This is a genomic window from Phascolarctobacterium succinatutens (assembly GCF_023497905.1).
Lineage (GTDB): Bacteria > Bacillota > Negativicutes > Acidaminococcales > Acidaminococcaceae > Phascolarctobacterium_A > Phascolarctobacterium_A succinatutens.
Map to the genome: position 1 here is coordinate 185032 of NZ_CP097284.1, position 23292 is coordinate 208323.

Sequence of the window (23292 nt, forward strand, 5' to 3'; positions counted from 1 at the left end):
GCCTTGGCTGTGCGTCAGTCCTGAATTTTTTTATTTACCTTTGAAAAGACTTCCTAAAATACCGCGTACCAGCTTGCTGCCGATTTGGTTGCCTACTGTGCGGGTAGCGGAATTGACAGCGCTGTCCAAAACCTTGTCCAACACGCTCTTGGTTTGGCGGCCGCTGCTTCTTTGTGCAGCACGTTCTGCTGCAATGCGCTCACGTTCCGCAGCTTTGGCGGCACGCTCCGCTTCCTTGGCCTGCTTGGCTTCTTCTTTTGCTCTCAGCGCTGCTTCCTTCGCTTCAGCTTCAGCCTTCGCTGCCGCTTCGGCTTCCGCCTGTGCTTCTTGCGCTTTTTGTGTCAGCAGCTCGTAGGCGGATTCACGGTCAACAGCTTCTGCATATTTGCTGTAGAGCGGGCAGTCCTTGATCAGCTGTTGGCGTTTGGCGTCATCACACACGCCAAGATAGCTGCGCGGCGGTATTACATAAGCACGCTGTACGATAGAAGGAATACCTTCGGGGTCCAGCATAGAAACGAGGACCTCGCCTGTGCCAAGCTCGCCTAAGGCAGCTTCTGAATCTAATGCAGGGTTTTCGCGGAAGGATTGTGCGGTAGCTTTAAGGCTCTTGCGTTCTTTAGGAGTGTAGGCGCGCAGTGCATGCTGCAGCTTGTTGCCCAACTGTGCCAGTACGCTTTCGGGTACGTCGGTTGGCTGTTGGGTGATAAAGTAAATACCGATGCCCTTGGAACGGATGAGGCGGACAATCTGTTCAATCTTATCCAAAAGGGATTGCGGTGCATCCTTAAAAATCAGATGAGCTTCGTCAAAGAAGAAAACCATTTTGGGTTTATCCAAATCGCCTGCTTCCGGCATCATTTCGTAGAGCTCGGAAAGCATCCACAGCAAGAAGGTGGAGTAGAGCAGCGGACGTTGGAACAGTTCGGTAGCATGCAGCAGGTTGATAACGCCGCGGCCGTCTTCTGCCGTAGCAAACCAGTCCTTGATATCAAGTGCCGGTTCACCGAAGAAAATATCCGCACCCTGGTCCTCCAGACGCAGTAAAGCTCTTTGGATAGCACCGATGCTGGCGGGAGTGATGTTGCCGTAGCTTGTTTTGAACTGGGCAGCATTATCACCGACGTATTGTACCATGCTGCGCAAATCCTTGAAATCCAACAGCAGCAGGCCTTGGTCATCTGCTACGCGGAAAACAATATTCATTACACCGCTTTGGGTTTCGTTCAGCTCCAGCAGACGGCTGAGCAGATCAGGTCCCATTTCCGAAACGGTAGCGCGTACGGGAATGCCTCCTTTGCCGTAAACGTCCCAGAAGCGTACCGGATAACCGGCGAATTTCCATTCTGTTTCCAGGCCAAGCTTATTTCTCAAACGCTTGCGGAAGCCTTCGCTGTCCTCACCGGGCAGGCACATACCGGAAACGTCGCCCTTGATATCTGCCAGAAAAACAGGTACGCCCATTTCACTGAAGCTTTCTGCCAGCACCTTGAGCGTAACGGTTTTGCCTGTACCGGTAGCACCGGCAATCAGGCCGTGACGATTTGCCATTTTGGGATACATATAGATACCGCCATTGTCATTTTGACAAAGCCAGATTTTGTGCAGTTTAGGGATATACATCTTGCATTCCTCCTTGCGGCATTATGATTTAGTACGAACGCTTACCCCACAGCGGATGAGTGCAGGGGCGCAGCGCAAGACGATGAACCTGCTGTGCCGCTTCTTCAAGAGGCAGGTCCTCGCGGCTGCCGCCGCGTTCCAGCACGCAAAGAGGCGCTTCGCTGCCAACCTCGCCGCCGGGCAGGTAAATATATTCTTCGTTATCATTATCGCCGAAAATAATTCCGGCGAGCAGTTTTTCTTGCGTAATTTTAGACATTTTCTAACCTCAGAACATTCGCTTCTTCCACAGCATGAAGGCAGTGCCGATGGCAATACACGCCGCCAGACTGATGACGATAAGGAACCCGAAGGGGTTTTCCGCAAAGGGGACAGGTACGTTCATGCCCCACAAACCGCTGATGAGTGTAGGAATCGCCAAAATAATGGTGACGGATGCCAAAAATTTCATGACCAGGTTCAGGTTGTTGCTGATGATGCTGGCAAAAACTTCCATCATGCTGTTAAGAATGTGGCTGTACATTTCAACCATTTCTACAGCCTGCTTATATTCGATGATAACATCGTCCAGCAAATCCTCATCTTCTTCGTATACCTTTATAAGATGCTGGGACTGTGTCGCATTGCGCAGACGCAGCAGTCTTTCCAGTACAATGGAATTACTGCGCAGAGATGTGGAAAAGTAGGTTAAGGACTTCTGCAGATCAAGTAGGTTGAAGAGCTCGCTGTTTTCCATGGACTGGCGCAGGTGAATTTCCAGTTCGTCCGTACGACGGATGATGATACGGATATATTTCAGATAGAGAGTAGCGGATTTATAAAGAATCTGGAACAAAAAGCGCGTTTTTTTGAAGGTGCTGAACATTTTGCTGTTGTGCGTGCCAAAATCTGCAGTTACGGCGTTTGGCTCCAAACAGATAGTGGCAATGCCTTCTTCGGTTACTACGATACCTAAAGGCAGGGTATCGTAATCTTTATTGCTGCGTAAAAAAGGAATATCGACCAAAATCAGAATCTGGTCATCCTCTACTTCGATACGGGATTTTTCTTCCTCGTCCAGTGCGGCACTCAAAAAATCCATCTGGATTTTTGTCGCTGCCGCTATTTCCTGCAGCTCTTCTACAGAAGGAGCCACTATGTCAAGCCAGTAGCCCTTTTCCAGATGTTCCAGCTCCAGCTCGTCCAATCCTTGGTCGGTACTTTTTAAAATTTTGTACATAGTAGGGTTCCTCCTTTCCTCTTTCCTGTCAGGCGTGATATAAAGCACCGTCTGCGTCACAACAATCTTTATATATTACAGATGCTCGGAGATAGCTTTGGCCAATTGGTCGGCGCAGCTGGTGCCGCGGCCGCGGCAGTCATTGCCCTTGAGCAAATCAGCAACTGCTTTGGCATCCTGGCCTTCTACCAGCTTGCCGATAGCAGCCAGGTTTCCGGGGCAGCCGCCGTCAAAGCTTACATTGTGCAGCTTGCCGTCAACTATATCAAAATGAATCTCGCGGGAGCATACTCCGATGGTTTTATAAGTAAACATATTTCTTTCCTCCATTGTATCACAACATACATTAGACAATTCGACAAAAATAAATAAAATCCTTTTTCTTACGCTTGCGCAAGAAAGATTTTACGTAAATTTTATTTCAAAAAATTTCCCGCTGCAGAAAAGTTTTGGCGGGAGCTTTAATTTACTAAAAAAAGTTGGTATAATATAAGACAAATTATTGTACGTTGTAGGATGGTAGCATGGTTTATATTCTTACAGCACAAGTATTATGCTTTTGTAGCATGGAAGAAAGGTAGTGTAGTTTTTATGTCTATTCAGTTGGTAATTGTTGTAGTGTACATCGCGTTGCTTTTTGGCATCAGCTTGTGGGTTAAGCACAAGGCTGATTCGGGTTCGACAGCGTTTTTGCTGGCCGGACGTAAGCTGAACACGATTCTGGTAGCTGTCAATGTTACCGGTCTGGCAGTCGGCGCTGCTTCTACAGTCGGCGTAGCACAGCGTGCCTTCAGTGTTGGTCTGGCAGCAGGCTGGTATAACGGTGCCTGGTCTATCGGTGCTATTGTTATGGGCCTTTTGGCAGCAGGCAAGCTGCGTTCTATGAAGGTTTCCACTATTCCGGAATTCTTTGAGTTCTACTATGATACTAAAGGCCGTGCAATCGCTGCTATTGGTCTGGTTATCATTATGTGCGTTATTACTGCTTTGCAGTACATGGCAGGCGGTGCGATTTTGTCCTCGCTGCTGCCGGAGATTTTCTCCTTCCATGGCGGTATGATTATGAGTGCCGTGGTATTTATCGGTATTACGCTGATTGGCGGTCTTTGGTCCAGCGGTCTGGCAAATATTGTCAGCGTTACCTTGATTTATATCGGTATTATCTACTCTGCAATTCAATCTGTATCCAACGTAGGCGGTTGGGATGCAGTGCTCAGTAAGCTGCCTAACCCCGAGGTTATGGGCAGTCCGGTAGCAGGCCTGGCTTTTGCTACTATTCTCGGCTGGATTATCGTTATGATTACTCAGACTATTACCGCGCAGGGTCCTGTACAGATTGCCTGCGGTGCAAAAAATGCCAAGGCTGCCCGTAACGGTTATGTGCTGGCCGGCCTGATGATTTTCCCTGTAGGCTTCATCTGCGCTGTATTGGGCGTTGTCTGCAAGGCAATGTATCCGGAAATGCCGGTAGCGCAGGCTGCACTTGCTATGCCTAAGGTTGTTATGACTCTGGATCCTCTTGCCGGCGGTGTAACTCTGGCTGCTTTGTGGGCTGCGGATGTATCTACTGCCTGCACTATTCTGCTGGGTGCGGCTACGCTCTTCAGTAATGATATTTACAAACGCTTTATTAATCCTACTGTTGCGGAAAATAAATTTGTCATCATCAATCGTCTGTCTGTTTTTGCTGTCGGCCTGATTACTCTGTGGTTTGCCTTCAATGCGGCAGGCATTGTTAAGACGATGATTGCCGGTTTGTCTATGACCTGCGGCCTGACCTGTGTATTCTTCTTTACGATGTTCGCTCCCGGCCTGTGCCGTCGCAGCTCTGCTTTCTGGACTACATTGGTGAGCCTTATCGGCATTGCTCTCTGGTTTGTTCCCGGCAGCCCGCTGGCAGGCATCAAACCGCTTTTTGCCAACGAAGTAATTTACTTTGAATGGCCTATCTGCATTATTACCTTCCTGTTGGTAGCAATGCTGGATAAAAATAAAATCAAAGAGGTTGTAGAGGTTCCTGAAAAGGACGAATAATCTCTGCGCCTGCTGATATAAAAATTGTTTTGTGAGGGGTGTGACTAACATGCATGAATGTGGTAAAAGCTGCATCAACAGCATCGAAATCGGCCGTGCTGCCTTGCGTATTGCACTTACCTCCAGTCGTGTGGAGGAAACGAATGTAAAGGAACGCTTAGCGGAGCATGGCATCCGTTCAACAGCTGTTGATTTCGGCGGTGAATTTATTCCTTCTATTGTAAAAATTGTCGAGCGTGCCGTAGTGGCTGCGCAGCGTCAGGGACTTGTAACCGAATCTCATGTGGGTGCCGGTGCTGTGGCCGGTGCGGCGCACGAAGCACTGGAACAGGTAAAGGTTAAGGCCTTTGGCTTCAATGTCGGCGGTAAAATAGGTATTGCCCGCGCCGGAGAGCATCTTTGTGTTGCTATTTATATGGGCGTTGGCGTGCTTAATCTCAATGAGCTGTGTGTCGGCTTGGCACATCGTTCGCTGGCCAGTGATGAATAGAGGTGCTTTATGAGTATTTTGGATATTATCGGACCGGTGATGATTGGTCCCTCCAGCTCGCATACTGCCGGTGCTGTCCGTCTGGGACTTTTGGCTACCAGTATTCTTGGCAGTAAGCCGGTAAAGGCAGAGATTTATCTGCATGGCTCCTTTGCTGAAACCTATAAGGGACATGGCACGGATATGGCGCTGCTTGCCGGCCTGATGGGCTGGCTGCCGGATGATGAACGCATTCCGCAGGCTGACCGCTATGCGGAGAAAAACGGCTTAGAATATTCTTATCATAAAATTGATTTGGGCAATAAGGCTCATCCCAATACTGTGTTTTTTAAGCTGACTGCAGCTAATGGTGCCCGTTGTGATATCGTCGGCTCTTCTGTTGGCGGCGGTCAGGTACAGGTTACGGAAATTGACGGGTTCCCAGTGGAGCTTACAGGACGCTTGCCTGCTATTTTGACAGTGCATATTGATACCAGAGGTGTTATTGCGCTGGTTACCAGTACCTTGGCCAATGCCGGTGTAAATATCGCTACGATGCGCTTGTTCCGCAGCGATAAGGGCGGTATGGCATCTATGGTTATTGAATGTGACGAGGCAGTGCCGCAGGAGATTATCAATCTTATAAGCGCGCTGCAGCAGATAGAATCGGTGCGTTTTATCGCCAGTGTTTTGTAAGGGGTGCAGCATGAAGAAAGAAATGCTGTCTTTGAACAGCTGGATTAAAGAGGCTGCTGAATGGCAGCAGCCGTTAGATGAATTTCTCATAGACTACAATATGCGTGAGCTGGAATGCAGTCAGGAAGATTTGTTGGCGAAAATGCAGGAAATGCTGGACGTTATGGAGAAATCAGTAGAGCATGGGTTAACCGGTGTCCGCTCGCACAGCGGTCTGACCGGCGGTGATGCCAAAAAGCTGGCTGCAGCCGCAGGTGCCGAAGGCTTTGTTAATCTTTTGGGCGAGAAGGCCTTAGATGCCGTTATCTATGCTACAGCAGTTGGCGAGTGCAACGCGGCTATGGGACGTATAGTTGCTGCTCCTACAGCAGGTGCCAGCGGCGTGCTTCCGGGAGTGTTATTCGCACTGAAAAAGCACTGTGGACTAGACGATGCAACCTTGCAGCGCGGTATGGTGGTTGCCGGCAGTATCGGTATGGTAATCAACGAGCGCGCTTCTCTGGCAGGTGCTATGGGTGGCTGTCAGGCAGAATGCGGCAGTGCTGCAGCGATGGCAGCAGGTGCTGCTGTTTCTATGCTGGGCGGCACACCGCAGCAGGTTGGTACAGCAGTAGCAGTCGTTTTTAAAAACGTGCTGGGCCTTGTTTGCGATCCTGTGGCAGGCCTGGTAGAAGTACCCTGCATTAAACGTAACGGAGCCTGTGCTTTGCAGGCGCTGTTGGCAGCAGAGCTGGCACTGGCCGGAATCAGCAGCTTTATTAATGCTGATGAAGCAATTGATGCCATGAAGAGCGTAGGGGATGCGCTTCCCTGTGCTTTGAAGGAAACCGCAGGCGGCGGTATGGCCGCAACGCCTTCGGCTATAGAGTGGGCAGCAAAATACTTTGCCCGTAAATAAAAAAATAGCAAAGGAGACTTTAATCATGGAAGTTATTGCAACAACAAATGCACCCAAAGCTTTAGGTCCTTATTCTCAAGCTGTATTGGCAGGTTCTATTCTGTTTGTATCCGGTCAGATTGCTATTAATCCGGAAACAGGTGAAATGGTTCAAAGCTCTATTGAAGCTGAAACTCAGCAGGTTTTAGACAATATTGAGGCTATCCTGACGGAAGCACGTTTCAGATTCATGGACGTTGTAAAAACTACTATTTTTGTAGATGACATCAAGAATTTTGATGCTATTAATGCTGTTTATGCAAAAACCTTTAAGATTGAGCCGCCGGCACGCTCCTTTGTACAGGTAGCAGCTCTGCCTAAAGGCGCTCATGTAGAAATTGAAGTTATTGCCCGCCGCTGATTGACAGCTGCAAAGCAATTTTTGACTATGTCCGGTGATTGCTGTAAAATTTTTTATAAAAATTAAATTTTCCTATTGACGCAGTGCCGGTAATATAGTATAATACTATTCGTCGCCAAGCTATTCAGCTTGGAAACAAGATGGTGGCTGTGGTGAAGTGGTTAACACGGCGGATTGTGGCTCCGTTACGCGTGGGTTCGACTCCCACCAGTCACCCCACCTTTTCAGATTTGGTAAATCTGAATAACCACTAATAAGCTTGGGGCGTAGCCAAGTCGGTAAGGCACGGGACTTTGACTCCCGCATGCGTTGGTTCGAGTCCAGCCGCCCCAGCCAATGATCCACTAGCTCAGTTGGTAGAGCACCTGACTTTTAATCAGGGTGTCCCGAGTTCGAGTCTCGGGTGGATCACCACGAATTTAAGGCCGTTCTTCGAAAGAAGGACGGCTTTTTGTTTACATGGACAGTTGCCATAGATGTTCTTGTTATGATATAATATTTTATATGCGAGTGTGGCGGAACTGGCAGACGCACTAGACTTAGGATCTAGCGCCTTTCGGCGTGCAGGTTCGATTCCTGTCACTCGCACCAACTTTATAAATCAGGCTCACGTGGAATGGTCACGTGAGCTTTTTGATTATTTGCTTCAACTGTTAAACAAAAGAATGCTGTTGGATGTTTTACTGCTCACGTGGCAATAGCTGCGTGGGCTTTTTTGTACACTGAAATCTGTAATAGTGTTTACACTAATAAGCTGTAATCAAAAAATAATATACAAATATTACACTTTTTGTTGACAAAAAAACTGCTTGCTGAAATAATAAAAAAACACTGATTATATGATGCCGGCAAGCCTGACAGATTTGTAAGAGCATCAGAGCTGTAGACATGTTATTGCAGGAGGGAAAGATATGGAGCAAATTTTATCGATTGTTGTACGTAATCAGCCTGGCGTACTGATGCGTGTAGCAGGCATGTTTTCACGCCGTGGCTTCAATATTGACAGCCTGGCGGTAGGCACGACGCAAAACCCGGAGTTCTCGCGTATGACAGTGACGATGGAAGCTGACGAGCCGACCATTATTCAGGTTACCAAACAGCTGGCGAAGCTGGTTGAGGTAGAGCGTGTCAAGGTGTTGCCTCCTAAATCCAGTGCTACCCGCAGTATGATTTTGGTTAAGGTAAAGGCCGGCAATAAGCGTCCGGAGCTGCTGCAGCTGGCGGAAGTGTTCCGTGCGCATGCCGTGGATGTAACCGGTGAGTCACTGATATTTGTTGCTACCGGCGATGAAGGCAAGCTGCGCGCTTTTGTTGATGTTATGCGTCCATATGGCGTAACCGAAATGGTACAGACCGGCCTTGTTGCTTTAGAGCGCGGAGATACGTCGCTGGCTGTGGAAAAATCACGTTTTGAATGGCCGCAGATGGATGATGGTCATGCGGCAATATAAGAGATAGATTTGCGGAAGGAAGTGAGCGTATGCAGTTAAGCGGCGCAGAGATTATGTGCAGAATACTGGCAGAAGAAGGGGTAACAACGGTTTTCGGATATCCCGGGGGTGCGATTCTCCCTTTTTATGATGCATTACGGCAAAGTACGATACAACATATATTAACGGCGCATGAGCAGGGTGCTACACATGTGGCAGACGGCTTTGCGCGTGCTTCAGGTAAGGTTGGCGTGTGTATAGCTACATCAGGTCCCGGTGCAACCAATCTGGTCACAGGTCTGGCAACGGCATTTTTAGATTCCGTACCGGTTGTGGCCATTACAGGTCAGGTAAACAGGGCGCTTATCGGCCATGACGCGTTCCAGGAGGTAGATATCACAGGTATTACAATGCCTATTACCAAGCATAATTTTTTAGTTAAAAAGCCGGAAAATCTGGCGCAGACATTGCGACTTGCCTTCCAGCTGGCGCGTGAAGGACGCCCGGGACCGGTGTTGGTAGATGTGCCGCGCGATGTGCAGACGGCACTGATAGATTTTGAGGAATCCCGTCTGGCGGAGCTGCAGCCGCTGGAGCCTGATGCTGAACGTGTGGCAGCGGCTGCAGCAGCTATCAATAAGGCAAAGCGTCCGGTAATGCTGGTCGGCGGTGGCGTTATCAATGCCAATGCAGAATATGATGCCATGCATTTGTGTGAAAAGCTGCATATTCCAGTTGTCAGCACGTTGATGGGGCTTGGTGCGATTAGTGCCTACAGACAGCTGTTTTTGGGAATGACAGGCCTGCATGGACATGAACGTGCCAATAATGCCGTTAAGGAAGCCGACCTGATTTTGGCTGTCGGCAGCCGCTTTAATGACCGCGTTACAGGCGAACGCAGCAGCTACAGTGCCAACAAGCTTATTATCCATCTTGATATTGACCCTGCCGAGGTAGATAAAAATATTGATTCGGGTATAGGCATAACCGGAGATATGGTAGCAACGCTGAATGCTTTGGAAAAGGCAGCGCAGCCGCACGATTTGAGCTCATGGTGGGATAAGATAAATTCCTGGCCGGGTATGGATGATGATTTTGGGGACGAGGAGGCGCCCCGGTTCTTTAAAGCATTGAATCCGGTGCTCAAGGACAAGGATTATATTATTACTACGGACGTAGGGCAGCATCAGATGTGGGCAGCGCAGCATTTGAAGATACAGTTTGCCCGCCAGTGGCTGACAAGCGGTGGCTTAGGTACGATGGGATTCGGCCTGCCTGCTGCGTTAGGCGCACAGCTGGCGCGTCCGCAGAGCCGTGTCATCAGCATAAGCGGTGACGGCGGCTTTAAGATGACAGGCAGCGAGCTTTTTACTATTGCCAGCAATAATGTGCCTGTTATCGCTATAGTGTTCAATAACAGCGGACTGGGAATGATACGCCAGCTGCAGACGGTGCAGTTTGCCAAACGCTTTACGGCCTGCGAGCTGCCGGGCTATGTTGATTTTGTAAAATATGCTGCTGCCTTCGGAATTGAAGGAGAGCATGCGGATACGCCGGAGGCTTTGGCTCAGGCAGTGGCCAAGGCGTGGGAATGCAGGAAGCCTTATCTTATAGAGGTTTGCATTAATCCTAAAAATATGGTACTCCCAATGGTAGCTCCGGGACTGGGAATTAATGATTTTGTAAAATTCGCTGACGATGAGATAAACTGAATTGGCTAAGATTTTGCTTAGTTACTCTTAAAACTCTTGCTGAAACAGGTTAAAAATGTTACGATAAAGGGACAGAAGAAAATATCATCTGTCCTTTTATTTTTTTATGCTTTGGAGAAGAAAATGGGAAATTTATCACAAACTTCTGCTCCGGTGTACGAGGCACTGGAGCGTTTTCGTAAAAAACGCGTTGTGCCATTTGATGTACCAGGTCATAAGCGCGGTCGTGGCAACCCGGAGCTTCGCGAGCTGCTGGGAGAAAAATGCGTAAACCTGGATGTCAATTCCATGAAGCCTCTTGATAATCTCTGCCATCCTGTTTCGGTAATCCGCGACGCAGAGGAGCTGGCAGCAGAGGCTTTCGGTGCGGCACACGCATTCTTTATGGTAGGAGGTACGACCTCGTCCGTGCAAAGCATGGTCTTGGCCTCCTGTAAGGCAGGCGATAAAATTATCCTGCCGCGCAATGTACACAAAAGTGTGATTAACGCGCTCGTACTTAATGGCGCGATTCCGGTTTATATCAATCCGCAGGTTGACAGTAAGCTGGGAATTTCTCTGGGGATGGAGATCGGCGAGGTAGCTAAGGCAATTAAGGCAAATCCCGATGCTACGGCGGTGCTCGTAAACAATCCTACTTATTATGGTATCTGTTCGGATTTGCGTTCTATCGTCAAGCTGGCGCATGAGCATAACATGCTCTGCCTGGTAGACGAGGCGCACGGTACACATTTTTATTTCGGAAAAAATATGCCTGTTAATGCGATGGCGGCCGGTGCTGACATGGCATCTGTTTCTATGCATAAATCAGGTGGCAGTCTGACGCAGAGTAGCCTTTTGCTGACAGGGCCTAATGTCAACTGGGAGTATGTAAGCCAGATTATCAATCTGACGCAGACTACCAGTGCTTCTTATCTTCTGCTTTCCAGCCTGGATATTTCACGCCGTAACCTGTATATGCGCGGTGAGGCATCCTTCGGCAAGGTGCAGGAGATGGCGGAATATGCCCGTGAGGAAATCAATTCTATCGGCGGCTTCTATGCTTACGGACGCGAGCTGAAAAACGGCAGCAGTATTTATGATTTTGATGTTACCAAGCTTTCGGTCTATACGCGTGATATCGGTCTTGCAGGCATCGAGGTTTATGACCTGTTGCGCGATGAATATGATATCCAGATTGAGTTTGGTGATATAGCCAACATTCTTGCTTATATTTCTATCGGTGACCGTATTCAGGATATTGAACGTCTTGTGGGTGCTTTGGCAGATATCAAGCGCCTGTATTCCAAGGATCCGTCGCAAATGCTCAATACCGAATATATCGCACCTAAGGTTGTTGTTTCGCCGCAGAAGGCTTTTTATGCCAAGGACGAATCTTTGCCTATACGCGAAACTGCGGGACGCATCTGCAGTGAATTTGTAATGTGCTACCCGCCGGGAATTCCTATTCTGGCGCCGGGTGAGGTTATCACCAAGGATATTATCGATTATATTATTTATGCCAAGGAAAAGGGTTGCTCCATGCAGGGACCTGAGGATCCGGATGTTAATAATATCAATGTATTAGTATAAAGGACGTGATTAAATGGAGCTATGGTTTTCTGACTATCATACAGAAGATGTGAAGCTGGATATCAAAATCGAAAAGCAGCTTTTCGGTGCGGATACGGATTTCCAAAGAATAGACGTTTTTGAATCCAAGGAATTCGGTCGCTTTATCAGCTGTGACGGTACCATAGTCTTTTCGGAAAAGGACGAATTTGTTTATGACGAAATGATTGTCCATGTGCCTATGGCAGTGCATCCGCATGTGCGCAAGGTACTGGTAATAGGCGGCGGCGACGGCGGTGTAGCGCGCGAGCTGACGCATTATGATGAAATAGAGGAAATCGACGTAGTAGAAACAGACCATGTTTTTATCGATGTCTGCCGTGACTATTTCCCGGACAACGCCTGCGGTCTTGATGACCCGCGCGTAACTGTATTCAACGCTAACGGTCTGCGCTTTTTGCGTACCAAGGTTGATGAATACGATTTGATTATCAGCGATGCTATCGATCCCTTAGGACATGCAGCGGGCCTGTTTACCAAGGAATTCTACGGTAACTGCTTCCGTGCGCTCAAGGAGGACGGCATCATGGTTTATCAGCATGGCAGCCCCTTCTACGATGAGGATGAGGAAACCTGCCGCGCTATGCACCGCAAGGCCAGCCACAGCTTCCCCATCAGCCGTGTATATCAGGCGCATATTCCGACATGTCCTTCCGGCTACTGGCTGTTCGGCTTCGCTTCCAAGAAGTATCATCCGCTGAAGGATTTTGATGCCAAGAAGTGGCTGGAGCGTGGTATTAAAACATGGTATTATTCCGAGCATCTGCATAAGGGAGCGTTTATGCTGCCTAAGTATGTTGAAGATATGTTGGAGGAAGAAGAGAGGTAGACGCACGATAGTGCATCATCTGCGTCGTTGCGGCTCCTAGACGTACTGGAAGTACGCCGTTGTTATTCTTTGCATCTGGGACACTATCATGTGTCTTTAAGATATAATTGATTTTATATGCAAGTTATTTATGAACAGGAGATGATTTGAATTATGAGTAAATTATTAGTAATCGGCTGCGGCGGTGTTGCCGGCGTAGCTATCGCAAAATGCTGTCAAAACAGTGATGTTTTCACCGAGCTGTGTATTGCCAGCCGTACGAAGTCCAAATGTGACGCAGTTAAAGAAAAGCTGCAGCCCACGACCTCTACTGTGATTACTACAGCACAGGTTGACGCTGACAGCAAGGAACAGCTTGTGCAGCTGATTAAGGCTTACCAACCGGATGCAGTGCTGAATGTTGCTCTGCCTTATCAGGACCTGACTATTATGGATGCCTGCCTGGAATGCAAGGTTGATTACATCGATACCGCTAACTATGAGCCGGAAAACATTGACGATCCCGCATGGCGTGCAGTTTATGACAAGCGCTGCAAGGAAGAGGGCTTCTCTGCTTACTTCGATTATTCCTGGCAATGGGCTTATAAAGAAAAATTTGAGCAGGCCGGCATCATGGCTCTGCTCGGCACCGGCTTTGACCCCGGTGTTACCAGTGTTTTCTCTGCTTATGCACTGAAGCATTATTTTGACGAAATCGAAACTATTGATATTCTGGACTGCAACGGCGGCGACCACGGTTATCCGTTCGCTACCAACTTCAACCCGGAAATTAACCTGCGTGAGGTTTCTGCTCCCGGTTCTTATTGGGAAAACGGTCATTGGGTAGAAATCCCGGCGATGGCTATTAAACGCGAGTATGATTTCCCTGAGGTTGGCATGAAGGATATGTATCTGCTGCACCATGAGGAAATTGAATCTCTGGCTAAGAATATCCCCGGCGTAAAACGCATTCGCTTCTTCATGACCTTCGGTCAAAGCTATCTGACATATATGAAGTGCCTGGAGAACGTTGGCATGCTGTCTACCAAGCCGATTAACTATGAAGGCAAGGAGATTGTTCCTATTCAGTTCCTTAAAGCGTTGCTGCCGGATCCTGCTTCCCTCGGTCCTCGCACCGTAGGCAAGACCAATATCGGTTGTATTTTCACCGGTACCAAAGATGGCAAGAAAAAGACCATTTATATTTATAATGTCTGCGACCATCAGGAATGCTACAAAGAGGTCGGCTCTCAGGCTATCAGCTACACCACCGGCGTTCCTGCAATGATCGGTACTGCTTTGGTTATTACCAAGCAATGGCAGGGTAAGGGCGTATTCAATGTGGAAGAATTCGATCCGGATCCGTACATGGATATGCTGAACAAGTTCGGCCTGCCGTGGGTTGTTGACGAAAACCCGGCTACGGTAGAATAAGATGACGGATGCTAAGGAAACTGTAATGCCGGCATATGTTGTCGACAAGGCTGAGGGGGCTTCCCGTCTGGCTGATTTGCAGAAGAATTTGCGCGCAGAGCGCGAGGAGACGGCGCTGAAGGCGCTGCCGACTCCCTGCTACGTGGTTGATGAAGCGAAGCTGCTGAATAATCTGCGCCTTTTGCAGCATGTGCAGCGTGCAAGCGGTGCGCATATTCTGCTGGCACAGAAATGCTTTTCTATGTTCCGCCTCTATCCGCTGATGGGTGAATATCTGGCAGGCACGACGGCAAGCGGTATTTACGAAGCGCGCCTCGGTCATGAGGAGATGGGCAAGGAGAACCATGTTTTTGCACCTGCTTTTAAGGAGCAGGATATGCAGGAGCTGGTGCAAATCTGCGACCATATTATTTTCAACAGCTTTGCGCAGTTTGAAAAGCATAAGGCTGTTTGCGCTCAGGCCGGTGTGAGCGTTGGTATCCGCGTGAACCCGGAATGCTCGACGCAGGAGGGTGAGCATGCAATTTATGATCCCTGTGCCTATGGCTCACGTTTGGGTGTAACACTGGCTAACTTCCCGCAGGTTTTACCGCCGGAAATCGAGGGCCTGCATTTCCATACGCTGTGTGAGCAGAACGCTGATGATCTGCTGACGACCTGGAAGGCCTTCGAGGCGAAGTTCAGCAAGTATTTTGCACAGCTTAAATGGCTGAATTTGGGCGGCGGTCATCATATTACGCGCAGTGATTATGATGTGGAAGCACTGATTGATTTAGTAAAATATATTCGCGCTACCTATCACGTTGAGGTATATCTGGAGCCCGGTGAGGCTGTGGCGCTTAATGCCGGCTATCTCGTAACAGAGGTGTTGGATATTGTGCATAACGGTTTGGATATTCTTATCCTTGATGCCTCGGCTGCCTGCCATATGCCTGACGTGCTGGAGATGCCTTACCGTCCGCCTCTGCGCGGCGGCTATGAGGCTGACGAAAAGCAATATAAATACCGTTTGTCCTCTATGACTTGTCTGGCCGGTGACGTGATTGGCGATTACAGCTTTGATAAGGAAATCAAGGTTGGCGATAAGCTGATTTTTGAGGATATGGCGATTTATTCCATGGTTAAAAATAATACCTTTAACGGCATTCCGCTGCCTGATATTGTGCTGTTGCACAAGGATGGTACTACGGAGCTTGTACGCCGTTTCGGTTATGAAGATTTTAAAGGACGTTTGTCATGATGTTAGAGAAAAACTTTACTCCCGCTGCCGACGGCTTTCACATGCCTGGCGAATACGAACCGCATGACGGCTGCATTATCGTTTGGCCGCAGCGTCCGGGCTCCTGGAGCTTTGGCGCAGTTGCGGCCTGCGAAGCGTTTACGGCTGTGATTAAGGCGATTGCGGCGAGCGAAAAGGTTTATGTTATCTGCGGTGCTAAGCACTTTGCCGTAGCGCAGGAATATCTTGCAGGTGTCGCTAACGTTGAGCTGCTAGCTATGGAAACAGATGACAGCTGGGCGCGTGACATCGGTCCGACGTTTGTTGTGCGTGACGGCGCGCAGGGACGCGAGCTGCGCGGTGTAAACTGGCGCTTTAACGCCTGGGGTGGCGAGGTAGACGGCCTGTATCCCGATTATGAGCAGGACGATGCTTTTGCGGAAAAGTTTGCCGAGCATTATGGTGCTGCGCTGTATGATGCTGTTCCCTTTGTGCTGGAAGGCGGTTCTATTCACTGCGACGGCGATGGTACGGCATTGGTGACGGAGGCCTGCCTGCTGAGCGCCGGGCGTAATCCCGACCTTTCCAAAGAGCAGATTGAGCAAAAGCTTAAGACTTACCTGGGCGTGGAAAAGGTTTTGTGGATTCCGCGCGGTATTTATAACGATGAAACAAACGAGCATGTAGATAATGTCTGTGCCTTTATCCGCCCCGGTGAGGTGGTGCTGGCGTGGACAGATAATGAAGCTGATCCGCAGTATGCTTTGAGCAAGGCTAGCCTGGATGCTTTGGAGCAGCTGACGGATGCCAAGGGACGTAAAATCATCGTGCATAAGCTGCCTGTGCCTGCGGTGCCTGTGTGCATCACCGAGGACGAGGTAGCAGGCTTCGACTTTGTTGAAGGAGAGGATATGCGCGAGGCCGGTGAACGTCTGGCGGCTTCGTATGTAAACTTTTATTTCAGTAATGACAGTGTTGTAGTGCCTGCCTTTGGCGGGGAGAATGCGGCAAGCGATGCGCTGGCTGCGGAAATTCTTGCCAAGCTCTGTCCTGAGCGTAAGGTAGTGCAGATACCGGCGCGGGCAATTTTGACCGGTGGCGGCAATATTCACTGCATTACACAGCAAATTCCGAAGGGAGTGTGCTTATGAGCAAGGTAAAGGTGGCAGCAGTGCAGATGCGCTGTGCGCCGACCGTAGAAGAAAATTTACAGCACGCTGAAGCACTGGTGCGTGAAGCTGCAGCGAACGGCGCGCAGCTTGTTCTGTTGCCGGAGCTGTGGGAGCGTCCGTATTTCTGCCAGCAGCGTCGCTATGATTTCTATCAGTATGCACTGCCTACGGAAGAAAATCCTGCGGTGCAGATGGGCAAGCGTTTAGCGAAGGAGCTGAATATCGTTCTGCCTATCAGTTTTTTTGAGCGTGATGTCAATGAATTATACAATTCCATCGCCTGCATTGATGCCGACGGTGAGATTTTAGGCGTTTATCGCAAAACACATATTCCTGACGATCATTTTTATCAGGAAAAATTTTACTTTAAACCGGGTAACAGCGGTTTTACGGTTTTCAATACCAAGTATGGCCGTGTCGGTATCGGTATCTGCTGGGATCAGTGGTTCCCTGAGACAGCACGCTGCCTGGCGCTGAACGGAGCAGAGCTTTTGTTCTATCCTACGGCGATTGGCTCCGAGCCTATCTTAGACTGTGACAGCATGCCGCATTGGCGCCGTGTTATGCAAGGTCATAGTGCAGCTAACCTGATGCCTGTGGTAGCAGCAAACCGCATTGGTCTGGAAACTGTGGAGCCCTGCGAAGGCAATGCAGGCCAACAGTCCTCCTTGCTGTTCTACGGCTCTTCCTTCATGACCGACGGTACCGGTGCGCTTGTGCAGGATGCATCGCGTGATCAGGAAGAAATTCTTTATGCGGAGTATGATTTGGCAGCCTTGTCTGAGGACAGACTGAGCTGGGGACTGTTCCGTGACCGCAGACCGGAATGCTATGGTAAGATTGCCGGTAAGTAAATATTGAAGCTATAATAAAAAATCACAATCGGCTATATGTGTAACCGGTTGTGATTTTTGTTTTATCCGATATTGAGCTCGTGCTTGAGAGCATCCTGTAAAATTTTGGAGAAGTTCAGCTTTTTGGCAATCGCCGCATCATTTAACCATTTAGGGATGGTGAGAGTTTTTTTGACTGCTTTGGTAAAGTGCTCTTTGGCATATGCTTCTACATCAACACTTACTATATTAACAAAGGCTTCTGCGTAATCGCTATATTCTTCGTTAACGTCAATAGTGTTTAATTCAGATGGTTCCGGAACAGCTTCATTGCTGAGCTTTGCTTCGTAAAGAAAGCCGGCAAGGCAGTCTGTTGCCATTTTCATGGCATTTTGTAAATCCGTACCACAGGTTGCCAGGTGGTTAAGGTCTGGGAAAATTACGGTGTATTGTCCGTCTTTTTCTTTATAAAAGCACGCAGGATACATTGATAACATAAAATCACCCTTTCTGAAAATCTAAACCGGCTTGTTTGAAAATAGCTTTAACTGTGCCTATGGGAATATCTCCCTTATGGTTAGGAACAGTTACTTTATTAGGTTGGCGTGGATGTACGTAATAAAAGTGGGAGCCTCTGGTCGAATATAATGTCCAACCGGCTTTTTTTTAGTAGCTTTTCCAGTTCTTTAAATTTCATGATATTGCTCCTTTCATAATTGTATCATTTAACACGTATAAAAACAATGCGTATTGATGATGCTATTAAAAAAGGAGTATTGCAGTTGGTACTACAATACTCCTAAGAGAACGACAACAGTATTAAATTTGTATGTTAGACTTATTATATCATAGAAAATATAGTTAGAGGTATATTTGCAAAAAATTCATAAGATGTTTGGATTAATGATGATAAAATTTTGACTATCTCATCCTCCTACTTTGTCATCAGGCAGATACATAATTGTTATGCTGTAAATAATGATAGTGCAGACCGCCAAACAAATAGCTATAATTATGAATAGCTTCAGCCAGGGAATTTCCTGCTGCAGATACTTGCGGCAGTAGCGCCAGAAGCAGGTGATGGTGAAGATGTTGAAGATGCTGCCTAAAATAAGCATAGTCCAGACGCTTTTGGCGAGCGGCAGATAGGACAGGCTGAGGTTGATCGCCGCAAGCACAGGCATAGCGGTCATGGTGTTATAGATTTTGCCGTCTGCTATGGCAAAGCTGGCAGTGAGCATTATGCTGCCTAAAATCAGCGGCAGCAAGGAGGCGCAAAGCAGCTGTGTGTTGCCGGGATTATATTGCTGCAGCCTGCTGCGCCAGAGAAAGCGCCCGAAGAGCTTGTAGAGGATTAATGCATAAAGTATTAGCAGAATGCCGCTGGCAAGGGTATCCATACCGCCGAAGCCGATGACAGCAACAAGAAAATGTATTATAAAAAAGCCCATGGCAGCCAGCAGGAAGAAGAGCTGATTATAGAACCAGTACCAAAAGGCCAGTATCAGAAAAGTACGCATGGCAGAACCTCCTCACATAATGTATTAAGCAACTCAAACTTCGCACACGGAAAACATCCCGTATGCCTTGATAAATCAGCTTGAACTGAATGTCGAAAGCCATTCACGCACACTTCTGTGCACGCAGACGACTCATCCAAAGAGCGGGCAGATCGTTCAGGAATCGTTCCAAGAGCGATTCGACCAGCAAGACTTCTGACGGATATTCTGCCCGAAGCTGCTCCGCAAACTCCTGCAACACGAGGCGAAGCGCTTCCATGTACTTCAAGTCCGGAAGCTCATCAAGCCCCAGATAGAAGAGCTCGCCGAGGCTTCGCCCATCCGTGTTCTCACGTTCCTCGACAGCCAGGAGCATATATCGTGTGCAGACGACGGCGACATGCGCCGTCATCGCATCGTAGGAGACGGAACGACAATCCTTGCCGAGCCGCAGGTAGGACTTGCACGCTTTGAAGAACACCTCGATGCCCCAGCGCTTCCCGTAGAGCTGGATGACTTCTTCCTCCGAAAGCGAGAGGTCTGTCGTGACGAGGACGAGATAATCCTTCCGCTTGTTGCGGTTCCGCACGAAGACCAATCGCACAGGCACGAGGGATTCTCCCTGTTTCGTCGCGACAGCATCGACGGACAGGAGGTAACGCGAGCGTCCGCGGCGTTTCTTGTGTTCCTTGTAGATGGCCTTGACGTTCGAGATCTTCCCTTCGCAGGGGTAGCGCACCTTCTTGCTCTTCTTTGCCATAGCGGTGACGTCATAGCCGAGGTCATGGATGGCTTTCAGCGACGACGGCGAGCAGAACCATGTGTCGAAGAGGACGTACTGCGCGGGGATTCCTGTCGCCTTGACCTCCTGCAACAAATTGAGGACGACGGCTGGCGCTTCCATCTGCGCGAGCTTGCGCTGCTTTCCGCCGTTGCTTCTTGCATCGACGGATGCGCTGGCCTCATTGAGCCGGTTCTTTTCCTTCGAGGTTGAAAGAAGGCAGAACGTGAGTGGCAGGAACGTGTTCCCGTCCGTCCAGCCGAGGACGAGCAAGCGGAAGCCCTTCGTATAGCGGCGGCTCACATGGTCGTAGACGTTCGCCAAGAGTTCCACGCGCTTGGAACGCGAGCGGCTGAAGAGCGAATCGTCGACGACGATGGCACAACGCCGGCCGGCATCCGTCAGCGGCTTGATGGTTTCGTTGATGATCCGCGCCGCAAGAAGCAGCGTGAACTTGCGCCAGTTCGTGTGGCAGGAGTTCAAGAAGCGGTAAGCCGTGTCCTTGCCGAACGGCAGCGAATCCTCGTGAAGTCGGCGCTGCATATAGAGCGAGCGGTTCTCGAAGATGATGCTTACGAGCACGAGGAAAACGAGAATGGAGGAAAATCCTTTGAGCTTGCAAGCGTTGGCCGCGCGCAGAATCTGGCCGACATGATAACGACGGAAGAACGCCGAAGTTTTCTTCGAGATGGATTCCATCTGCTGGGTGGTTTGTGATATACTTTTCATAGCATGAGCCTCCGGTGCTTGGTATGTTTTTGAGCCAACATAATTATACCAAACTGGCAAGACTCATGCTATTTTTCTGTTTACAAAGCCTGGACTTTCAAGGGGTGCAGGGGATTTTTACCTGCGAAGTTTGAGTTATTAACATTTTAAACAGCAATGCAGACGCCTTCTTCAAAGGCGGCGTCTGCTGCTATTACAGGCATATAAAAAAGGAGCTGAACGAACGATGATTAACGAACAAGATAAGCAAGCGCTGAAAGGCAGGCTTGCTAATTATTTACAGGCCATGGCAGAAAAAGGTAATGGCGGCAAATATAACTGCCCTATTTGCGGCAGCGGAACCGGTATACACCATACTAGCGCTTTCAGTATCGCACCGAACGGCCAAAGCTGGAAGTGCTTTTCCTGCAACCACGGCGGCGATGTATTCGAGCTGGCGGCGCTGGTAAACAACCTTGATTCCAAAAGCGATTTTAACAAAGTGGCTAACATCGTAGCGGATGCAGTGGGATACAATTTGCAGGACGAACCCACAGACGCACAGGAACGCACCGCCACAGCTACGAAACCTATTCCGGTTATGAATAGCGTGGCCGCTTATCCTGCCAAAATTCAAAACACGCCACAGGGCAAATCTGAAAGCGACACACAAAACAAAGCAGATTTCAGCCAGCTAGTAAAGGAAGCTGCCGGGAATGTATCGCAGACTGATTATTTTATCAATCGCGGCTTGAGTGCTGCCACGATAGAAAAGCATAAGCTGGGATATATTACCCCGGAACTTGCTAAAAAGTACGGCCTGCAGGCTAATAGCGTGCTTATTCCCTACTCTACCGGCAAAGAGGACGTATATAATTACTACATCACGAGAAGCACAGAGGGCAAAGAGTACCGGAAACCCAAAAAAGAAGTTGCTGGCGCTGAACCGGTATACAATCTGCCTGCACTCTATGAGCCTACGGACGCGCCGTTATTCGTCACTGAAGGGCAGATAGACGCGTTAAGCATTATGGAGTATGAGCACGCAGACGCTGTTGCCATTGGCGGTGTAGATATAAACAAGCTGCTGCAGGCTATAGAAGGCATAGAAGGCTTTCAAAGGCCGCTTATCATTGCCACAGACGCAGACGAACGCGGCAAAGAAACCTGCCGGAAGCTGCTGCATGAATTAAAAGGCCGCGCCATAAAAGCGGCGGCCTATGAACACATTGACGGCTACAAAGACATTAACGATGAACTGAACGCAGACCGGGACGCGCTGGAACGCAATATATACCGCCACATTCTGCAATTCGACAAAAACAGCCTGCCAGCGCGCTACAAAATGCAGGAATTTTTGCACCGCATTAAAGAAGGCAGGAACGCCAAAACCTATAGCACCGGCTTGAAGGCATTAGACAAGGCGCTGAACGGCGGCCTACGTGAAGGCCTTTACTGTATAGGAGCTATGAGCGGATTTGGTAAAACTACCCTTGTACTGCAGATAGCGGATACAATAGCATCGGCTGGGGACGATGTATTATATATCAGCCTGGAAATGAGCGCGGACGAATTGACGGCAAAGAGCATCAGCCGCCGTACATATCAGCAGTGTATAGAATACGGCGCAAACCGTGAAAGCCTATTAGCTGTTGCAAGAACAACGCTTGACGTGCTGCGTTGCGATATTGCCACCCAGGCACAAAGCAAAACATTCATGGAAGCAGCCACGGCCTACACAGAGCATGAAGCAAAGTGCTTGTATATCGTGGAAGGTATGCAAGACGTGAACGCCGCAAAGGTAAGGCAGCTAGTAAAGCAGCACCAACAGCGCCACGGACGGCCGCCGGTAGTGTTTATAGACTATATGCAGCTATTGACCATAGCAGACACAACGCAGAACACCGACAAGCAAAAAATGGATGCTGCCATTAAGGCGCTGAAGGACATCAGCCGTGACTTTAAAATTCCGGTAGTGGCCATAAGCAGCATGAACCGCGCCAGCTATGACGGCGGCTTGAATATGGCATCGTTCAAAGAAAGCGGCAATATCGAATATACGGCAGATGTATTATTAGCGCTGGAAGCTGCCATTCCGGACGATTGCAAAGGGGACACAAAAGAAGCAAAGAAAAAAAGGCTTGCAGTTTTCAAGCAGAACAACGCACGCCAGCGCCACGGCGAACCGGTAAAGGTTGATATAAAAATCTTGAAATGCAGGACGGCAGCGCCCTTTACTACGGCCACAGTCGATAGCTGCAATATGTTTAACTGTTTCATGGATTGCCGAGATGAAGTAAAGCAAGTGCCAAAATTAAAACTGTAGACAGAAGGGAACGGAAAAATGAAGCTTGATTTTAGCAAACTGCTACAACAACCACAGCGCCAAACAGAGCCTGCAGGCAATGCAATAACCAAAGACCGCACACAGGCCATTATTAAGGCGCTGGAGAGTGGCGGCGACATATACGCCATAGCGCTTATGTTATGCGATGCTTTAGCGGATAACCTGCACAATGAGCTTTTCCGCCAGCGTGCACATGATGCTTTATTCCTGCTTCATCACGATGTACTGCAGCAAGGCAGCGACGATTTTTCACAGAAGCGGTATGAAGAAGCCTATAAAAAATATAGCCTGCTAAGCAACAGCACCCGGGAGCATCAGAAACTTGATAAACTGATTGCAGCTGCACAATGGGCGCATAGAGCGACACAACACTAGATATACACAGCAAAGGCCGCGCAC

Annotated in this window: 22 protein-coding genes, 4 tRNA genes and 1 pseudogene; 19 read left to right on the forward strand and 8 right to left on the reverse strand. The window is 48.8% G+C overall.

Going from position 1 to position 23292, the window contains the following annotated elements:
• Window positions 1-30: 30 nt before the first annotated feature.
• From M5E81_RS00910 to M5E81_RS00925, 4 genes are all read right to left on the reverse strand, one after another.
• Window positions 31-1623, reverse strand: coding sequence for a helicase HerA-like domain-containing protein (locus M5E81_RS00910; RefSeq protein WP_009144435.1), 1593 nt, complete (start codon window positions 1621-1623; stop codon window positions 31-33).
• Between the two features lie 28 nt (window positions 1624-1651).
• Window positions 1652-1882 carry a hypothetical protein gene (locus M5E81_RS00915; RefSeq protein ID WP_009144434.1) on the reverse strand — a complete coding sequence of 77 codons (231 nt, stop codon included), beginning with the start codon at window positions 1880-1882 and terminating at the stop codon, window positions 1652-1654.
• A gap of 9 nt (window positions 1883-1891) precedes the next feature.
• Window positions 1892-2842: a magnesium transporter CorA family protein gene (locus M5E81_RS00920; RefSeq protein ID WP_249747645.1), complete on the reverse strand. Its 951-nt coding sequence runs from the start codon at window positions 2840-2842 to the stop codon at window positions 1892-1894.
• Between the two features lie 75 nt (window positions 2843-2917).
• Window positions 2918-3157, reverse strand: a complete 240-nt coding sequence (locus tag M5E81_RS00925) for a TIGR03905 family TSCPD domain-containing protein (RefSeq protein WP_040564446.1) — start codon at window positions 3155-3157, stop codon at window positions 2918-2920.
• 276 nt (window positions 3158-3433) lie between these two features.
• Here M5E81_RS00925 and M5E81_RS00930 point away from each other — a divergent pair, with 276 nt between their 5' ends.
• From M5E81_RS00930 to aguB, 17 genes are all read left to right on the forward strand, one after another.
• On the forward strand, window positions 3434-4876 hold the full coding sequence (locus M5E81_RS00930) for a sodium:solute symporter family protein (RefSeq protein WP_040564445.1): 1443 nt from the start codon (window positions 3434-3436) through the stop codon (window positions 4874-4876).
• Between the two features lie 49 nt (window positions 4877-4925).
• Window positions 4926-5366 (forward strand): HutP family protein, encoded by a 441-nt coding sequence (locus M5E81_RS00935; RefSeq protein ID WP_249747646.1) that lies wholly within the window; start codon window positions 4926-4928, stop codon window positions 5364-5366.
• Between the two features lie 9 nt (window positions 5367-5375).
• Window positions 5376-6041 carry an L-serine ammonia-lyase, iron-sulfur-dependent subunit beta gene (gene sdaAB, locus M5E81_RS00940; protein WP_009144429.1) on the forward strand — a complete coding sequence of 222 codons (666 nt, stop codon included), beginning with the start codon at window positions 5376-5378 and terminating at the stop codon, window positions 6039-6041.
• 10 nt (window positions 6042-6051) lie between these two features.
• Window positions 6052-6939, forward strand: a complete 888-nt coding sequence (sdaAA, locus tag M5E81_RS00945; RefSeq protein WP_249747647.1) for an L-serine ammonia-lyase, iron-sulfur-dependent, subunit alpha — start codon at window positions 6052-6054, stop codon at window positions 6937-6939.
• A gap of 25 nt (window positions 6940-6964) precedes the next feature.
• Window positions 6965-7339 (forward strand): RidA family protein, encoded by a 375-nt coding sequence (locus tag M5E81_RS00950; protein ID WP_021720424.1) that lies wholly within the window; start codon window positions 6965-6967, stop codon window positions 7337-7339.
• Between the two features lie 143 nt (window positions 7340-7482).
• Window positions 7483-7558 (forward strand) — tRNA-His (locus M5E81_RS00955).
• Between the two features lie 41 nt (window positions 7559-7599).
• Window positions 7600-7675: transfer RNA gene (locus M5E81_RS00960), tRNA-Gln, on the forward strand.
• Between the two features lie 2 nt (window positions 7676-7677).
• Window positions 7678-7753: transfer RNA gene (locus M5E81_RS00965), tRNA-Lys, on the forward strand.
• Window positions 7754-7845: 92 nt separating this feature from the next.
• Window positions 7846-7930: transfer RNA gene (locus M5E81_RS00970), tRNA-Leu, on the forward strand.
• Window positions 7931-8250: 320 nt separating this feature from the next.
• On the forward strand, window positions 8251-8790 hold the full coding sequence (gene ilvN, locus M5E81_RS00975; protein WP_009144905.1) for an acetolactate synthase small subunit: 540 nt from the start codon (window positions 8251-8253) through the stop codon (window positions 8788-8790).
• A 29-nt stretch (window positions 8791-8819) separates the two neighbouring features.
• The gene (ilvB, locus tag M5E81_RS00980) at window positions 8820-10481 is read left to right on the forward strand and encodes a biosynthetic-type acetolactate synthase large subunit (protein WP_272881135.1); all 1662 of its coding nucleotides are present in this window, start codon (window positions 8820-8822) and stop codon (window positions 10479-10481) included.
• 123 nt (window positions 10482-10604) lie between these two features.
• A complete protein-coding gene (locus tag M5E81_RS00985; protein WP_249747648.1) occupies window positions 10605-12053 on the forward strand; it encodes an aminotransferase class I/II-fold pyridoxal phosphate-dependent enzyme in 1449 nt (482 codons plus the stop codon).
• Window positions 12054-12066: 13 nt separating this feature from the next.
• On the forward strand, window positions 12067-12921 hold the full coding sequence (speE, locus tag M5E81_RS00990) for a polyamine aminopropyltransferase (protein ID WP_009144908.1): 855 nt from the start codon (window positions 12067-12069) through the stop codon (window positions 12919-12921).
• A 153-nt stretch (window positions 12922-13074) separates the two neighbouring features.
• Window positions 13075-14334, forward strand: a complete 1260-nt coding sequence (locus M5E81_RS00995) for a saccharopine dehydrogenase family protein (protein WP_249747649.1) — start codon at window positions 13075-13077, stop codon at window positions 14332-14334.
• A gap of 1 nt (window position 14335) precedes the next feature.
• A complete protein-coding gene (gene nspC, locus M5E81_RS01000) occupies window positions 14336-15574 on the forward strand; it encodes a carboxynorspermidine decarboxylase (protein WP_249747650.1) in 1239 nt (412 codons plus the stop codon).
• Entirely contained in the window at window positions 15571-16704 is a 1134-nt protein-coding gene (gene aguA, locus M5E81_RS01005) for an agmatine deiminase (RefSeq protein ID WP_009144911.1), read from the forward strand. The genes nspC and aguA overlap by 4 nt, the downstream gene beginning before the upstream one ends.
• Window positions 16701-17579 carry an N-carbamoylputrescine amidase gene (gene aguB, locus M5E81_RS01010; protein ID WP_249747651.1) on the forward strand — a complete coding sequence of 293 codons (879 nt, stop codon included), beginning with the start codon at window positions 16701-16703 and terminating at the stop codon, window positions 17577-17579. The genes aguA and aguB overlap by 4 nt, the downstream gene beginning before the upstream one ends.
• A 62-nt stretch (window positions 17580-17641) precedes the next feature.
• Here the strand turns inward: aguB and M5E81_RS01015 are convergent, their stop codons facing one another.
• The 4 genes and pseudogenes from M5E81_RS01015 to M5E81_RS01030 all read right to left on the reverse strand — a co-directional run bounded on the left by M5E81_RS01015 (window position 17642) and on the right by M5E81_RS01030 (window position 20567).
• A complete protein-coding gene (locus M5E81_RS01015) occupies window positions 17642-18055 on the reverse strand; it encodes a type II toxin-antitoxin system HicB family antitoxin (RefSeq protein ID WP_249747652.1) in 414 nt (137 codons plus the stop codon).
• Window positions 18056-18059: 4 nt separating this feature from the next.
• A pseudogene (locus M5E81_RS01020) lies at window positions 18060-18164 on the reverse strand (type II toxin-antitoxin system HicA family toxin); the annotation flags it as partial.
• Window positions 18165-18484: 320 nt separating this feature from the next.
• A complete protein-coding gene (locus M5E81_RS01025; RefSeq protein ID WP_249747653.1) occupies window positions 18485-19078 on the reverse strand; it encodes a hypothetical protein in 594 nt (197 codons plus the stop codon).
• Between the two features lie 103 nt (window positions 19079-19181).
• Window positions 19182-20567, reverse strand: a complete 1386-nt coding sequence (locus M5E81_RS01030) for an IS4 family transposase (RefSeq protein WP_249747014.1) — start codon at window positions 20565-20567, stop codon at window positions 19182-19184.
• Between the two features lie 226 nt (window positions 20568-20793).
• On the opposite strand from M5E81_RS01030, the gene M5E81_RS01035 reads away from it, so the two are divergent.
• Window positions 20794-22872, forward strand: coding sequence for a DnaB-like helicase C-terminal domain-containing protein (locus M5E81_RS01035; RefSeq protein WP_249747654.1), 2079 nt, complete (start codon window positions 20794-20796; stop codon window positions 22870-22872).
• An 18-nt stretch (window positions 22873-22890) separates the two neighbouring features.
• Entirely contained in the window at window positions 22891-23268 is a 378-nt protein-coding gene (locus M5E81_RS01040; protein ID WP_249747655.1) for a hypothetical protein, read from the forward strand.
• Window positions 23269-23292: the final 24 nt, after the last annotated feature.